The sequence below is a fragment of the Oxalobacteraceae bacterium OTU3CINTB1 genome (assembly GCA_024123955.1).
Taxonomy (GTDB): domain Bacteria; phylum Pseudomonadota; class Gammaproteobacteria; order Burkholderiales; family Burkholderiaceae_D; genus Rugamonas.
Genome location: CP099652.1, coordinates 4,458,129 through 4,473,427, shown reverse-complemented (window position 1 = coordinate 4,473,427; position 15,299 = coordinate 4,458,129). Strand labels below are relative to the sequence as shown.

The window sequence follows — 15,299 nt, the reverse complement described above, 5'->3', positions numbered from 1 at the left end:
ATCACTATGGGTAGACAGTGGCCGCGCGCTAGGAGCGGCGCCAAGTCAGGCGGGCGTGTGGTGTGGTGGAAAAAATCATGCGCGTATGGTTGCAGTTCGGCGGCGGTCTGTCAAGGTCCGGCCGGGAACCAAACAGCAGCGGGGCTGGTCTAAGCTAAAAAGGGGAAGAGCATGGCGAACAACTTCGATTCGGTTGAGTTTATGGACACGTTAATTGAGGGCGGCTTCCCCGACAAGCAAGCGAAGGCGCTGGCATCGGCGATGTTTCAGCTAATAGACAGTCATCTCGTTACTAAGAGTTATCTGGACATGAGGCTCACCGAGCTCCGCGCCGAATTTCGCGCCGAGCTCGCCCAGCTCAAGTCAGAGTTAATACAATGGATGTTCACCATCCTCATTGTACAAACTGGCGTCACCGCTGTGCTGTTCAAATTCCTGCACTGAAGGCTGTTTCATTGCGGAATCCGCATTCCATCAGGTAGTATTGCCCATCTCACAAGGCAATCCCTTTTTGGAGTCTCCATGCGTCGTCCCGTCGTTGCCGTATTGTCCGCGTTGTTGTCCTCCCTGATCGTTCCCGCCGCGGTGGCGCAAACGGCACCGATGGCCCCCGATATTCCCGCCAAATTCGAAGCCGTCATCCCCGACGCCGACTACGTCAAGCGCGACGTCATGATCCCGATGCGCGACGGCGTCAAACTCCACACCGTCATCGTCATCCCCAAAGGCGCGCAGCACGCGCCCATCGTCCTGACCCGCACCCCGTACAACGCCAGCGGCCGCGCCCAGCGCAACATCAGCCCGAGCATCACGGCCACCGTCGGCCAGGGCGACGAGGTGATGGTGGACGCCGGCTATATCCGCGTGTTCCAGGACGTGCGCGGCAAGTACGGCTCGGAAGGCGACTACGTCATGACCCGGCCCCTCAAAGGCCCGCTCAACGACACCCGCACCGACCACGCGACCGACGCCTGGGACACCATCGAATGGCTGGTCAAAAACATCCCGGAGACCAACGGCAAGGTCGGCATGATCGGCTCCTCGTACGAGGGCTTCACCGTGCTGATGGCGTTGACCGACCCACACCCCGCGCTGAAGGTGGCCGTGCCGATGAGCCCCATGGTCGACGGCTGGCGCGGCGACGACTGGTTCCACAACGGCGCCTTCCGCATGCCCAACCTGAGTTACATCGCCAGCCAGACCAGCGCCAAGGGCAGCGGCAAGGCTCTGGCCACCGGCGTCTACGACGACTACGAAGGCGTGCTGCGCGCCGGCTCGGCGGCCGACTACGCGAAACAGTTCGGCCTCGATAAACTGAACTACACGCGCAAGCTGTTCGAGCACCCGGCCTACGACAGCTACTGGCAGCACCAGGCGCTGGACAAGATCCTCGCCAAGCGCGCGCTCAAGGTGCCCACGATGACGGTGGTCGGCTACTGGGACCAGGAGGATATCTACGGCGCCTACGCCACCTACGCGGCGGTCGAACCGCAGGACAAGGCAAACAACAAAAACTTCCTGGTGGTCGGGCCGTGGCGCCACAGCGGCGTCAATTACGAGGGTTCGAGCCTGGGCGCGCTCAAATTCACCGGCGACACGGCACTGGAATTCCGCCGCGACGTCATGCTGCCTTTCCTCGACCAATACCTGAAGGACGGCGCGCCGGCCGCCGACACGCCGCCGGTGCTGTTCTACCAGACCGGCGTCAATCGCTGGCAGCGTTTGCAGCAATGGCCGCTGGCCTGCGCCGAAGGCTGCGCGGCGCCGCTCAAGCCGATCTATCTGAAGGCGGATTTCAAACTGGGCTTCGATGCGCCGTCGGGCGCGGGCGGCGACAAGCCAGGCGCCTACGACGAATACGTGTCCGACCCGGCCAAGCCGGTGCCGTTCGTCGCGCGTCCGGTGCGCATGGGCGACGCCAACGTCTGGCGCCCATGGCTGGTCAGCGACCAGCGCGGCTTCTCCGACCGCACCGATGTGCTCAGCTACGTCACCGAACCGCTCAAGGCGCCGCTGCGGATCGCCGGCGCGGCCATGGTCAACCTGTTCGCCTCGACCACCGGCACCGACGCCGACTGGGTGGTCAAGCTGATCGACGTCTATCCGGACGAGGTGCCGTCGCAGCCGGAGCTGGGTGGCTACCAGCTGGGCATCGCGATGGACATCTTCCGTGGCCGCTACCGCAATAGCCTGGAAAACCCGTCGCCGATCACCGCCAACGCCGTCGAGAGGTACCGCTTCGCGCTGCCGAACGCCAACCACGTTTTCCTGCCGGGCCACCGGGTGATGGTGCAGATCCAGTCGAGCTGGTTCCCGCTGTACGACCGCAATCCGCAAACCTATGTGCCGAACATCTTCCACGCCAAGGCGGGCGACTACAAAAAGGCGACACTGAAGGTGTACCACGCCGGCGCGCAAGCCAGCGCGATCGAACTGCCGGTGGTGGAGGAGAAGTAAGCGCGGGCAACGCGCCCCGCGCTAGCGCGGACGCACGTTGCCGTTCAATAGCTCCGCGCTGAAGTAGCGCAGGTAGGTATCCATCACCTGGCTGGACTTGGCCATCTTCTCCAGCGCCTCGTGCAGCGTGCGCTGGTCGTCCTTGTCCAACGCGCGCGAGATGTAGGCGCCGCTGTGTTTCCATGGCAGTTCCGGGATCGCCTCCACGCGCAGCCGCTGCTCCATGCCTTGCACGCGCGGTTCGCCGCGGATGGCGCCGGCGATCAGCGTCGGCCCCAGGATGGTCAGGTCGACCGCGCCCGCGTGCAGCAGCCGCGCCACCGCCGTGGTATCGACCTCGCTGAACAAACGTCCCTGCTTGCCCAATTCCGTGACCAGCGCGGTGTATTCCTCGCCGTAGTCGAAACCGCGCACCACGGCCACCCGCAGCTCGCGCCGCGCCAGCAGCTCGCGGCCGCTGGCGATGGGCGCGCGGTCGCCGGCGATGGAGATGAGCATGGGGCGGTTGTTAATCATCGGGACGAAGGTGCCAAGCTTGTCGCGTTCCGGGGTGCGCGTCGCCGGCAGCAGGATGTCGGCCTGGCCGACCCGGTACAGCGCCACCAGGCGCGCGCGCGGCACCACGGTGAAGACGAATTTGCAGCCGCTTTTGCGCGACATCTCGCGCAGCAGATCGGGAAAGATGCCTTTGATCGCCGGCCCCTCGACGATCACGCCCGAGCCGCTGGCCGAAACGGGAACGGCGATATCGCGCGAGCAGCCGGCGGCCGCGTGCGGCGGCAGCAGCGCAGGCAACAGCACGGCCAACGTGGCCGCGAGCAAACGCCTCGTCATGATTTGCTCTCCATGCGGTGGCTGCCGAAGTAGCGCCGCGCCACCACGATCGCCGCCGCCTGCATCGCCGCGCAGACGAAGAAGGTGGTGCCGATGCGCCAGTCGCCGGCCGCGAGGTGGCTGACTTTGCCGAGGATGGCGGCGCCGATCAGCGGCATGAAGATCACGCCGATGCTGCTGATCGACTGCAGGGATCCCATCAACTCGCCCTGCTGGTCGTGCGGCGTTTGTTTGGAGATGATGGCCTGCAGCGCCGGGCCGACGGCGAACGCCAGCACATTACACAGGATCAGCACATACATCATCCAGCCGTGGGTGGCCAGGCCGTACAGCAGATAGGTCACGCAGCCCGAGGTCAGTCCCAGCAACGACAGGCGGATTTCGCCCAGGCGTTTGATCAACACCCCCAGCAGGCCGGCCTGCACCACGGCCGCGGTGACGCCGACGCAGAACAGCGCCGCGCCGTTCTGGCCCGGCGTCCAGCCGAAGCGGAAGGTGGTGTACAGCACCCAGGTGGTCTGCAGCATCATCTGCGCGCAGGTGACCAGCGCGAAGGTGACGATCAGGCCGCGGATGTCCCGGCGGCGCGCCAGCTTGACCAGCGCGGTGAAGGGATTGATTTTGGCGATGCTGAACGGCGCGCGGCGCGACGGCGGCAGCGACTCGGGCACGGCGAAGTAACCGTAGGCGAAATTGGCCGCCGACAGCGCGGCGGCGACGTAGAACGGCAGGTGCAGGTCGACGCTGCCCAGCAGGCCGCCCAGCATCGGTCCGCAGATGAAGCCCAGGCCGAACGCGGCGCCGACCTTGCCGAAGCTTTTGGCGCGGTTGTCCGGCGTCGAGATGTCGGAGGCATAGGCCGACGCCACCGACATGCTGGCCGACGACATGCCGCCGATGACGCGGCCGATGAACAGGCAGGCCAGGTTGGGCGCCCACGCCGTGGCCAGGAAGTTGACGCACATGCCGGCCATCGAATACAGCAGCACGGGACGGCGTCCGACACGGTCGCTGAAGGCGCCCAGCATCGGCATGAAGATGAACTGCATCAGGCCGAAGGTGGCGCTCAGGATGCCGAACCAGTAGGACTGGTCGTCGCGCGAGCCGGTGAATTCGCCCACCAGCAGCGGCAGCACCGGCACGATCAGGCCGATGCCCAGCATGTCGATGAAAACGCAAATGAGGACGAAGTTCAGATTGCCCGGCGCCGGCGGCGTCGCGGCGGTGGGCGCGGCGGGCGTGGCCGAGTCAGGGTAGGTCATAAGCATGGGACGACGCGAAGTCGGAGCGCAAAGTCATGAAGCATGGTCACGAAAGAGGGGGGGGGGACGCAAGGTCAGGGCGCCGCCGGACTGGCGGCCCATTCGGCGATGAAGTTGTCGCGGAAGGCCGTCAGCTCGTTCAGGCGCGTTTGCGCCAAGCGGCGGCCGGCGGCGGTCTGCATCTTGCCGGGCAGGGTGGCCAGCTTGGTGTCGATGTGGTCCAGCGCATAGGCTTTTTCATCGAGCTCGCGGTGCAGCGCCATCGGGTCGTCGGCGTGCGCCAGCGCGGTGCCCATGCGGCCGGCCGTATAAAACAGCCGCGCCAGGCCGACCGCGCCGAGGGCGTCGAGGCGGTCGGCGTCCTGCACGATCTTCGCTTCGATGGTCTCGGGGCGGATGCCGGCCGAAAAACTGTGGCTCTCGATGGTGTGGGCGACGGCTGCCAGTTTATTCGGCGGGAAGTCGAGTTCCGCCAGCTGGCGGCTCGCCAGCAGCGCCGCCTTGCGCGAGGCCAGGTGGCGTTCGGGATCGTTCTTGGGCAGGTTGACCAGATCGTGCAGGTAGCAGCCGGCCAGCACGATCAGCGGATCGGCCTCGGGATAATCGTCCAGCAGCAGGGTGGCGTTGCGCCAGACGCGGTGCAGGTGGTTGGTGTCGTGCGCTCCATCGGCCCCCTGGGCGGCGCTGGCCAAAGCGACCAGGCGCGGGTGCCAGCTGTTCAGCAAGCTATTCATCGTTCTCCCGTGACGTATCAGACGATTGATTTTTTAATCATACAGCCTGCCGCCATGGTTGTGCAGCCGAACGGGGTCCAGGACAAAAATTGTTTGCTTGCCAAGTAGTCACCATACTTACAAGAAATCTAATTTTGAAAAAGCAACTGTCTTATTTGTTGCCTTGCCGCATTTTATTGCTGCTATATATCTTGACTTGAGGTAACATTGGGGCAATAACTTTAGCAATGAAGGAACCCAAATGTCCAGCAACGTCAGCGAATTGCGCGCCAACATCACCGCCAGCGAGTATCTGGCCTTTACTCTTGGTCAAGAAGAGTACGGCATCGATATACAAAAAGTCAGCGAAATCCGCAGCTACGAGACACCCACGCGCATCGCTAATGCGCCGGAATTCGTCAAGGGCGTCGTCAACCTGCGCGGCATCATCGTGCCGATCGTCGACATGCGCATCAAGTTCAACCTCGGCACCCCGACCTATGATCAATTCACCGTCGTCATCATCCTGAACATCGGCCACCGCGTGGTCGGCATGGTGGTGGACCGCGTCTCCGACGTGACCACGCTGCTGCCCGAACAAATCAAGCCGGCGCCGGAAATCGGCTCGGCGCTCAACACCGACCATATCGTCGGCCTGGGCACCTTGGACGAGCGCATGCTGATCCTGGTCGATATCGACAAGCTGATGTCGAGCGCCGACATGGGCCTGATCGAAAACACCGCGCTGGCCGCGTAATCGATCTTCCTCAACGCGGGCACGCCCGATGCTGACCCAATTCGCACGATAGTTTTGATCAAAAGGGACAAGAATGAACATGTTGGAAAACATCAGCATCGGCAAACGACTGGCGTTCGGCTTCACCGTTATCCTGGCGTTCGCGATGCTGATCACCGGCATCAGCGTCTGGCGCCTGCAGGGCGTGGCCTCGGCCACCGCCGACATGATGCAGGTGCCGCTGGCCAAGGAGCGCATGATCGGCGATTGGTCGAGCAATATTGATAGCGCTATCCGACGCACCACCGCGATCGCGCGCAGCACCGACACCACGCTCGGTCCCTATTTTGCGGACGAAGCCAAAGCGTCGTCGGCCAAGTCGAGCGATTACCAGAAGAAGATCGAGGCCTTGATCGTCGACGCCGACGAGAAGGAACTGTTCGCGCGCATCGGCGAGCAACGCAAGATCTACCTGTCCTCGCGCGAGAAGCTGACCAAGTTGAAGGCGGCCGGCGAGCTTGAGGAATCCAACAAGGTCTTCGAGACCGTGTTCCGTCCCTGCACCGTCGCTTATCAGGCGCTGGTCGCCGATCTGTTGAAGATGCAGCGCGCGAAAATCGACGCCACCGCCGCCCACATCGACGCCGTCGCCGCCAGCAGCCGCAATTTGCTGTACGTGCTGGCCGCGCTGGTGCTGACCTTCGGCGTGGTGTGCGCATGGTTGCTGACCACCGGTATCACCCGTCCGCTGCGCGAAGCGGTGGTGGCGGCGCGGCGTGTCGCCAGCGGCGACCTGACCGGCCATATCGACGCCAGCGCCAAGGACGAAACCGGCCAGTTGCTGGCCGCGCTGAAGGAAATGAACGCCAGCCTGCTCGGCATCGTCACCGAGGTGCGCAGCGGCACCGACCATATCACCACCTCGTCGAGCGAGATCGCAGCCGGCAACCAGGACCTGTCGCGCCGCACCGAGCAGCAGGCCGGGGCGCTGGAGGAAACCGCGTCGTCGATGGAGGAGCTGACGTCGACCGTCAAGCATAACGCCGACAACGCCCGCCAGGCCAACCAGTTGGCCGCGTCGGCCGCGCAGGTCGCCGTCAAGGGCGGCGCCGTGGTGGCCGAGGTGGTCGGCACCATGGATTCGATCAACGAGTCGTCCAAGCGCATCGTCGACATCATCTCGGTCATCGACGGCATCGCCTTCCAAACCAATATCCTGGCCTTGAACGCGGCTGTCGAAGCGGCGCGCGCCGGCGAGCAGGGACGCGGCTTCGCCGTGGTGGCGTCGGAAGTGCGCAACCTGGCGCAGCGTTCGGCGTCAGCCGCCAAGGAGATCAAGGCGCTGATCGGCGACTCGGTCGACAAGGTCAACCAGGGTAGCCGCCTGGTGGCCAACGCCGGCGTGACGATGGAGGAAATCGTCAGCAGCGTGCACCGCGTCAGCGACATCATCTCCGAGATCACCGCCGCCAGCACCGAGCAAAGCGCCGGCATCAACGAAGTCAATCAGGCGATCGGTTCGATGGACGCGGTCACGCAGCAGAACGCCGCGCTGGTCGAGGAAGCGGCGGCCGCCGCCGAATCGATGCAACAGCAGGCGGCGGCGCTGGCGCAAATCGTCAGCGTATTCAAGGTCAACGACTCGGCAAGGCCGTACCAGCCGATCAAGGCCACGGTCCCCGCACGCCGTCTAAACCCCGTAGGGCGGATTAGCGCAGCGTAATCCGCCAATGCATGCGCCACACCGGCGCATACATCGGCCGATCACAGCGCGCCGGCTACGGCCAACTGCGACAACCGGTCCGCGTCCCCATTCCGGTGACGCGGCACCCACCGCAAGCTCACAGCTCCCAGTGGCCCCAATAAATCCATCACCCGCATCCGGTACGCCTCCAGCCCCTTGGCGCCACGTCCGGCGGCAATCGCCTCGACGCTGAGATTGACGTCGTCGACCACCACCCGGCTATCGCCGTACACCACCAAATCCGTCGCGCCCAATCGCAGCGCCGCCTCCAGCAGCGCGGCCAGCGCCAGATACTCCGCCTCGCCGCTATTGCCATGACCTGCGCGGCGGCTGATCTCCAACCGCTCCCCCGCAGGCCCGCATAGCAGCGCGCCGATACCGATCTGTCCCGGATTGGGATGCGCCGAACCGTCGAACCACCCGCGCCAGGCATCGCCCGCCGGCTGCATGCGCGCCAGGCGATGCGCCTCTTTCTGCGCCTTCTCCCGCGTCCTGGCGGCGCGCAGCGATGCGTCGCGCTGACGCGCCTGCGCCCGTTCGTCCAGCAAACGAGGCAAACCCGCCACGCCCGCGACCCCGGTCAACACCTGGCGCAGGGCGTCGGCTTCCGTCAACCGCATCCGCGCCGCCAAACGACGAGCGGCCACGCGCTCGCCCTTGTAGGCGGCCGTGGCCAGCTGTTCAAAGCCGGTTTCGCTCATCGGCACGTCGATCAGTCGCGACGCGGATTGTCGGGACGGTGGTCGAAGCGGTTCGGTACCCCGTCGCCATCGCGGTCGCGGTCATACCGGTTCGGCACCCCATCGCGATCGCGGTCGCCACGGCCGCCGTTGCGGTAATCGTTGCGGTGGTCGCCCCGATGGTCGCCACGGTAGTCGCGGTTGTCGTGACGGTCGTAGCGGTTCGGGATGCCGTCATGATCGCGGTCGCCGTTCGGACCGCGCTCCCAGCGGCCGTCCTGTCGTTCCCAGCGGCCGCCATGTTCGATCCAGCGTGGCTGGGTGTAGACGTAACCGGGGCGGGCGCCGACCCAATTACCGCCCACCCAGATATGGCGGTTGCCGCGCCAGTCCCAATAACCTGGCGTCCAGACATAGCCGGCGCGCGGCGGAGGCACGACTTCATAGCGCGGCGGCGGCGGTGCGACGGTGATGTAATCGACCTGCACCGGACGCGAGTCCACGGTGACCCAGCCGCCCTGGTCGAGGCGCCAGCCGCCATTGTCGCGTATCCATTCGGCGCGGCGGTATTGCGCGCCACGGCGTTCGGCTTCCCAGCGGCCGGCGGCCCACACGTGGCGATGACCGTCCCAGTTCCAGTAACCGGGCGCCCACACATAACCGCGCCGGGCGACCGGCACGCTTTCGAAGCGCGGTGGCGGCGGGGCGTCCCCGATGACGATGCTCAGGCCGACCTGCGCGGACGCGGTGGCGGGAGCGAAAGCGGCTGCGCTCAGCGCGAGCATGGCGGCGGCAAAAATAGTGTGCGAGCGTTTGATCATGATGTTCTCCTGGGCTGCGTCGATTGCGTGCGTCGATTGCGGCGCATGGACGAACTATATCAAGCGTCGATGACGGGGGCGCCGAATGATGCAACTTTTTACATATGACACAAAGATCCGGAGGCGATTTGTACGCTGGCGTACGGATAGGAAGGGACGTGGAGAGGGGGCGGCGGCGGGGGGCGTGGAGTTGGCCGGCTTCGCCTGTTACGCGTCGGTGGGAATGCGCGAACAGGCGAAGGGGTGGCGCGGGTTCAAATCTTGGTCGACGTGGTGACGTCGGCGGCAAGCTTGGTGTTGTTTTCGTCGATGAGCATTTGCTGTTTTTGCTCTGGTGTCAAGCGCTTGGCGCTGACGACGACCACTTGCATTTCCTGTGCCGCCACCGGCTCTTGCACCGGAGGTTGCAACGCATAGTCGGCGGCGAAGACCAGGCCAAGGGTGATGATGAAAACGGCTTCGAAGTTTTTCAGGACGTTCATTTTGCTTCCTTTCGGTGGTTAAAAGTGTGTTTCGATGTGCTCACTTTATGCAAAGCGCCGTCAAGGCGCCATGGGATTGCGACGAGCCGCGTTTTTCGCGGCGCGAACTGCGAATAGGCGCGATGAGCCCGTTGAGGCCGCCAGTTTTCGCCGGCCCTCCGCTAAGGCTGGGGAGAGACCGTCCACCAGCGCGAGGGGCATATGCCGCCATTCATCAGCACTTTTCTGCAAGCTTGGGCCGAGCGCCACCGCGCGCGCCGCCGGCGGGCCAACCTGCGCGCCGGCGCCCGTGGCGACTCGGCCAACCAGGGCCGCCCGGCGCTAAAGCTGATCCGTTCCGATGCCGATAGGGCTCCCACTGGTCCCAAGCCGGGGTCGCGCCGCGCCGTCTGGATCGTGGTCGCCGCCGCCGGCATCGCCGCCGGTGGCGGCGCGGTGATTGCCGGCCACGCGCGGCATTTGGCGGCCGCCACCGCCAGCACGCCGGAGGCGGCCAACAACGTACGCGCCGCCAACGCCTATCAATCCGTCCTGCCCGGAATCGCCTTCACCGTGCCGTCGCAGCCGGGCATCGCCACCAGCCTTCACCCGGGTGGCGTGTTGCTGGTGGCTGCGGGCATGCAAGCCTCGCCGGCGGTGCGGGTGGACTTGTGCAGCCAGCTGCGCGACCCCACCGGGAAAGACGGGCGGCTGCTGCCGCTGCGGATCGGTTACCGCTTCGACGACGTCAAGCGCTGGGTCGCGCGCAATCAGGAGGCCGACGTGCACATCGCGCTGCGCAACGTGCTGCTGGTGTCCGACAGCGGCGCGGGCGCGAACGCGATGCCGGAAGTGCAAATCGAGGGCACCGCGCGCGCCGACTTCACCGATCCCCTCGGCGAACCGCTGCAATTGAAATGGAACAGCCGCCGGGCCGACGTGCGCTGGCTGAGCGACGCCAGTCTGGGCCAGGTCGAACAGGGCGCCAGCGGCCAGGTCGCGCTGCGCCAGCAAGGTTGGCTGCTGTGGGGCGCGGCGTCGGCCTTGCGCATCGAACGGCGGGCCAACGTCATGTGTCCGCAGGCCGGCGAGCTGCTGGTGCAGATGTACCGGCCGGCGGCTGATACTGCCGCCGGCGCGGATTCCGCGCTGGTGACTGCGTTCCCGGCACGCGGCAAGGCGGTCGGCGCGTATCTGGCGGCAGGGCGCTATCAGGTGCCCGCATCGGCGCCCGGCGCGCTGGAAGACCAGGCGCTGTTCCTGGCGCTGCAGGAGCATGGGCTCGTGCGGCTGAACGCCGCCGGCACCATCGAACTGGCGCCGCGCGACCTGCCGCAATGGCTCGCCGCCAACGCGCCCGCGCGCGCAGCGGAGCTGTCGGACTGGAAGCAAGTCAAAGCCGATGCGGCCACCACCAAATTATTCAAGCGCCTCTACCACCAGGCCGACGGCGCCTACGTCCGCCAGCAAATCGACATCTACAATAGCGAGCGCCGGCTGCTGGCCTGGCGTGTCAAGGCGCCTGCCGGCATGGCGCTGGACTGGAACGCCAGCGTGGCCGGGCCGTCGGGCGCCGGCGGCGCCCCCGTGATGGTGGCCGTCACGAGCCAGATGCCGGTCGCCGCCTCGCGCCTGTTCGCGTCGCTGCCGCAGGGCTGGCAGCCGTGGACCCGTGTCGCCCGCTGGCCGCAGGCGGGCGAGACGCCCGGCGGCAGGCCGCTGCTGCGTCTGACGCTGGCGCTGCCGCGTCCCGCGACCGGCGGCGAAGTGCTGCGGATGATGGTGGCGGGGCGGGTTGAAGGCGGCGTCTCCGGCGCCAGCGCGCAAACGGCGGCCGCCTGCACCGGCCGCGCGTGCGCGGCCAAGGGCGACGTGCAGGAACTGACGCTGGCACTGCAAGCCGGCGCCCGCAACGTGTCGCTCGAGCTGCGGCCGCTCGATTTCAACGCGCCGGAAGACCAGAAATACCGCCACCTGCGCGTCGCCGGCGGCCGGGTTGGCTGGCAGGCGCTCGCTTTGAACGACCGCGCAGCCGGTCCTTCCCAAGCCGCGGCGCCAGCGCCAGTCACGCTGGAGGACCGCAACGGCACGCCGCTGTGGAATGACGGTGCGCCAACGCAGCCGGCCATCGATGCCGGGCTGGCGCCGTTGCTGGGCGTCGGTCCGGAACACGCCAACAGCGTCGCCGGCATGCTGGCGCGGCTGCCGTCGGCGGGCGCGCAGGTGGCCGCCAGGCTCACGCTCGACCTGCCGTTGCAGGCGCTGGGCCAGCGCATCCTCGATTGCGTCGGCATGCGCCAGGGGCGCTGGGATGGCAAGGGTTGCGTCGGCGGCCAGGCCGCACCGGAAGGCCGTCACGCGGGACTTGTGATCCTCGATACCGAAACCGGTGACGTGTTGGCAGCCGCCGGTGCCGGCGCGGGAGAGCTTAACAGCGGCAACTGGGCCGAGGTGCGCGATTTCGACCGCACCAGCCCCGCGCGCAGCCCCCTGCGCCTGCCTGCTTTGCAGCACGACGGCGGCGCCCATCAGAGTCCCGGTTCCACCTTCAAGGTCGTCAGCGCGCTTGGACTGGAAATGGCCGCCAGGACCGATCCGCAGATCGATGCGCTGTTGGGCGGCATGCCGCTGCCCGCCATCAACCGCCTGGCATCGCAACGGGGCTTCGGCTTCCAGACCGACGCCGCCACCTATCCGCTCAATCCCAAGGCGGCGCACATCACCAACTATCGCGAACAAAGCCTGGACCGGCGCGCGCAGGAGGGACGTCTGGGACTGGCTCAGGCGCTCACCTACAGCCTCAATACCTGGTTCGCCTGGTCCGGCGAATTGAGCGACCGTAGCCTGTTCGGCCGTGCCGACGGCGGTGCGCCCGACTTGCAGGCGCTGGACGCGGACGCCCTCGATAGCGTGCGGCCGATCGTGGCGGCCGCGCACCGCCTCGGCTTCGAGCAGGCCATGCGCCTGGATGGCGGGTTGCTGCCGGCGGATTTCAACTGGCGTAGCTGGGATGCGCTGCAAGCCACGCCGGCCCACATCGACACCATCCACACCCGCCACGAGCTGCGGCAGATGGCGATCGGCCTGCGCATGCAGGTCACTCCGCTGCAAATGGCACTGGCGTCGGCGGCGGTCGGGCAGGGCAAGGTGGTGGCGCCGCGCATGTTGCTGTCGCTCGATGGCACGGATAGCACGGTGCCGGCCATGAAGCCGGTCGGCGTCCGCCTGGACCGCATCAAGGCCGGCATGAAGGGCGTGGTCGATGTCGGCACCGGCGCCGGCGCCTTCGGCGGCGCGGCGCTGGCCGGCGTGCGTCCAGGCTTGTACGGTAAAACCGGCACCGCGCCCACCGGCGACGACACCGCCACCGTCTGGTTCACCGGCTGGCTGGAACCGGGCAGCTTGCCCGCGCAGACCCACCGGCTGGCGATGGCGGCTTTCGTCAGTCACTCCAACGTCACCGGCGGCGCGCACGCGGCGCCGGTGGTCGCGGCGGTGCTGTCCACGCTGGCGGGGCAGAAGCGGGAACAGAAGGGGAAATAGGTTTGTAAACGGGATAATGAAAGTGCTCCGACTATGGCATCATTTACAAGCGTGAGCCATAGCGCCCATTTTTGTTTTTCCATTAATTTACAGGACCTTATGCGGTTGCCAGGAACCCGGTATCAGGAGCACGGCTGGGAACAAGTGCGCAAGCTGTTGGGACACTGCTCGCTGCAGGCGTTCCGGCAAATTGAGATGCACCGGATGCTCGACCCAAGTCCGCACGCGGAGCTGCTCGACAGCTATACCGAGGCGGTGGCGGCGGCCCTGCACGCGGGCGCGCGGTCGGCCCGTGGCGAGGCGGAAGGCAATAGCTATGGCGAAAGCGTCTACGAGCTGTCGCTCGGTTTGTTGTATGAACTGCAGGCGCATCCCGGCTTCTGGCAAGCCTTCGTGGCCACCGTGGCCGTCGAACACGCGCGCAGCGGCGCATTCTGGCTCGACGCGGCGGCCGATGGCGTGATGCGCAAAAAGGTCAACGACATGTACGCCGGCCTGCGCGACAAGGTCGATGCCGACAATTACATTGTCACCACTGGGCGCGACTGCTCGCCCAACAAGATCTACACGTACCGGATGCTGGACACGGCCTATCGCGAGATCGCCACCGTGTTCGCCGCCTGGCAGGAAAATGACGCGCAGGTGGGCGCGATACTGGGCCGCACGCTGGAAGGCAGCCCTATCGAAGTGCGGCAGATGAAGTCCATCGGCGGCTGCAAGGCCGAGTGGATCATCCGCTGGAGCGAATCGCTGGAGCGCTTCGGCGGCTCTCCCGGTCCGCTGCATACCCGCTCCAAGCGTTTCGCCAGCCTGAAAAACAGTCCGGATAAAATCGCGGCGATGCTGGCCGAAATCGGCGATTATGAGGAACTGTCGTCGAATATGGACCGTGTCGACGACTGGCAGGGCGAGGCCGGCGAGGCGGCGGCATGGCTGGAAGACTACTGGCGCGTAGTCGGCGAATCGGAGCGGCTGGAGGCGCAGGGCGGGGTGTTCGACGACGATCGCATACTGGCCGCTCCCGCGCCGGACGGATACGCGGCGGAAGAGGAGGGCGGGGACGCCAGTCCGGTGGGTGACGATGGCGGCTCGCCGATCCCCGAACCGGCCGTTCCGGCGGCGGAGCAAGCGGCTGAGCAGGAGGCGGCCGGCGCGCTTTCCCTGCCCCCCCGCTACATGGCATTGGCGCGCGCCGCGCAGCAAACCGGTAGCTGGATGCTGCGCGTTCTGTGCGACGAGTCGCTGCCGATACGCCTGGCCGTGTACCACAAGCTGCTGGGCGCCGCCGACGATACCTATCCGGATGCCTGGCTGGACCCGGCCACCGGCGAACTACCGACATTGCAGCAGTTGGCCGCGCTGGACCGGATTTCGATGCCGACGCTGCGCAAGCGCCGCAACGAAGCGATCGACAAGCTGCACGCCGCCGGTGCGGTGAAATGAAGGAGAACGAATTGAATTCAGCACAAGATAAGCAGGACGCCAAGGCGCTGGAGGCGCGGCTGCGCGAACGCGCGCTGCTGGCCCGCGCCGCACCTGACGACCGGCTGATGCTGGCCGACCCTACGCTGCTGGCGGCGCTCGATGGCAGCCAGGCGCTGACGCCGAACGAGCGCCAAGCGCTGGCTAACTCGCCGCTGACGCTGCGCCGCTTCCGTCAACTGTCGCTGGAACGCCGCGCGGCGGTCGCCCCTGCGGCCAACGACGCGCAGTGGAGCGGCAGCACCGGCATGCTGCGCGCGGCCTCCAGCGCCGCGGCGCTGGAGGCGCTGGTCACCGACGACAATTACTGGACGCTGCACTTTCTCCCGCAAGACGGCGGCTGGCAGGTCATTCTGTCGCTATCGGCCCAGGCGCCTTTCGCCGCGCGGCTATTGAGCGAACAGCCGCAGTTGCGTGTGATCGACGGCGGCGGCGCCATCGTGCTGCAAGGCCGGCTCGATGCCGACGGCGAGTGCGAACGCGCCTGGCCGTTCGACACCGCCCCGGCGCCGCATTTTCAGATGTACGGCGCCGGTTTCGCCGTCGAGCCGGTCGCTTAACCGATC

Annotated in this window: 12 protein-coding genes and 2 pseudogenes; 7 read left to right on the top strand and 7 right to left on the bottom strand. The window is 66.4% G+C overall.

Annotated features, from left to right (window positions below; all coding sequences use genetic code 11):
• Positions 1 to 171: 171 nt before the first annotated feature.
• Complete coding sequence (locus tag NHH73_19290) at positions 172 to 444, top strand: CCDC90 family protein (GenBank protein ID USX24751.1); 273 nt, start codon at positions 172 to 174, stop codon at positions 442 to 444.
• Positions 445 to 522: 78 nt separating this feature from the next.
• On the top strand, positions 523 to 2,457 hold the full coding sequence (locus NHH73_19285; protein ID USX24750.1) for a CocE/NonD family hydrolase: 1,935 nt from the start codon (positions 523 to 525) through the stop codon (positions 2,455 to 2,457).
• A 21-nt stretch (positions 2,458 to 2,478) separates the two neighbouring features.
• Here the strand turns inward: NHH73_19285 and NHH73_19280 are convergent, their stop codons facing one another.
• The 3 genes from NHH73_19280 to NHH73_19270 all read right to left on the bottom strand — a co-directional run bounded on the left by NHH73_19280 (position 2,479) and on the right by NHH73_19270 (position 5,287).
• The gene (locus NHH73_19280; protein ID USX24749.1) at positions 2,479 to 3,291 is read right to left on the bottom strand and encodes a transporter substrate-binding domain-containing protein; all 813 of its coding nucleotides are present in this window, start codon (positions 3,289 to 3,291) and stop codon (positions 2,479 to 2,481) included.
• A complete protein-coding gene (locus NHH73_19275; protein USX29659.1) occupies positions 3,288 to 4,553 on the bottom strand; it encodes a TCR/Tet family MFS transporter in 1,266 nt (421 codons plus the stop codon). The genes NHH73_19280 and NHH73_19275 overlap by 4 nt, the downstream gene beginning before the upstream one ends.
• Before the next feature lie 74 nt (positions 4,554 to 4,627).
• Complete coding sequence (locus NHH73_19270) at positions 4,628 to 5,287, bottom strand: HD domain-containing protein (protein ID USX24748.1); 660 nt, start codon at positions 5,285 to 5,287, stop codon at positions 4,628 to 4,630.
• Between the two features lie 241 nt (positions 5,288 to 5,528).
• Between NHH73_19270 and NHH73_19265 the strand changes: the two genes are divergently transcribed.
• Both NHH73_19265 and NHH73_19260 read left to right on the top strand, forming a co-directional pair.
• Entirely contained in the window at positions 5,529 to 6,023 is a 495-nt protein-coding gene (locus tag NHH73_19265) for a chemotaxis protein CheW (protein ID USX24747.1), read from the top strand.
• Positions 6,024 to 6,096: 73 nt separating this feature from the next.
• Positions 6,097 to 7,725 (top strand): methyl-accepting chemotaxis protein, encoded by a 1,629-nt coding sequence (locus NHH73_19260; GenBank protein ID USX24746.1) that lies wholly within the window; start codon positions 6,097 to 6,099, stop codon positions 7,723 to 7,725.
• 41 nt (positions 7,726 to 7,766) lie between these two features.
• Here NHH73_19260 and NHH73_19255 read toward each other — a convergent pair whose 3' ends face one another.
• The 4 genes and pseudogenes from NHH73_19255 to NHH73_19240 form a co-directional block, all read right to left on the bottom strand.
• Complete coding sequence (locus NHH73_19255; protein USX24745.1) at positions 7,767 to 8,447, bottom strand: reverse transcriptase-like protein; 681 nt, start codon at positions 8,445 to 8,447, stop codon at positions 7,767 to 7,769.
• Positions 8,448 to 8,458: 11 nt separating this feature from the next.
• Positions 8,459 to 8,890: pseudogene (locus NHH73_19250) on the bottom strand (hypothetical protein).
• 163 nt (positions 8,891 to 9,053) lie between these two features.
• Positions 9,054 to 9,211, bottom strand: a pseudogene (locus NHH73_19245) (hypothetical protein).
• A 290-nt stretch (positions 9,212 to 9,501) separates the two neighbouring features.
• Entirely contained in the window at positions 9,502 to 9,729 is a 228-nt protein-coding gene (locus NHH73_19240) for a hypothetical protein (GenBank protein USX24744.1), read from the bottom strand.
• A gap of 201 nt (positions 9,730 to 9,930) precedes the next feature.
• Here NHH73_19240 and NHH73_19235 point away from each other — a divergent pair, with 201 nt between their 5' ends.
• From NHH73_19235 to NHH73_19225, 3 genes are all read left to right on the top strand, one after another.
• The gene (locus NHH73_19235; protein USX24743.1) at positions 9,931 to 13,251 is read left to right on the top strand and encodes a penicillin-binding transpeptidase domain-containing protein; all 3,321 of its coding nucleotides are present in this window, start codon (positions 9,931 to 9,933) and stop codon (positions 13,249 to 13,251) included.
• 99 nt (positions 13,252 to 13,350) lie between these two features.
• The gene (locus NHH73_19230; GenBank protein ID USX24742.1) at positions 13,351 to 14,694 is read left to right on the top strand and encodes a hypothetical protein; all 1,344 of its coding nucleotides are present in this window, start codon (positions 13,351 to 13,353) and stop codon (positions 14,692 to 14,694) included.
• On the top strand, positions 14,691 to 15,293 hold the full coding sequence (locus NHH73_19225; protein USX24741.1) for a hypothetical protein: 603 nt from the start codon (positions 14,691 to 14,693) through the stop codon (positions 15,291 to 15,293). Before NHH73_19230 ends, NHH73_19225 begins: the two co-directional genes overlap by 4 nt.
• The last annotated feature ends 6 nt before the right edge of the window (positions 15,294 to 15,299 follow it).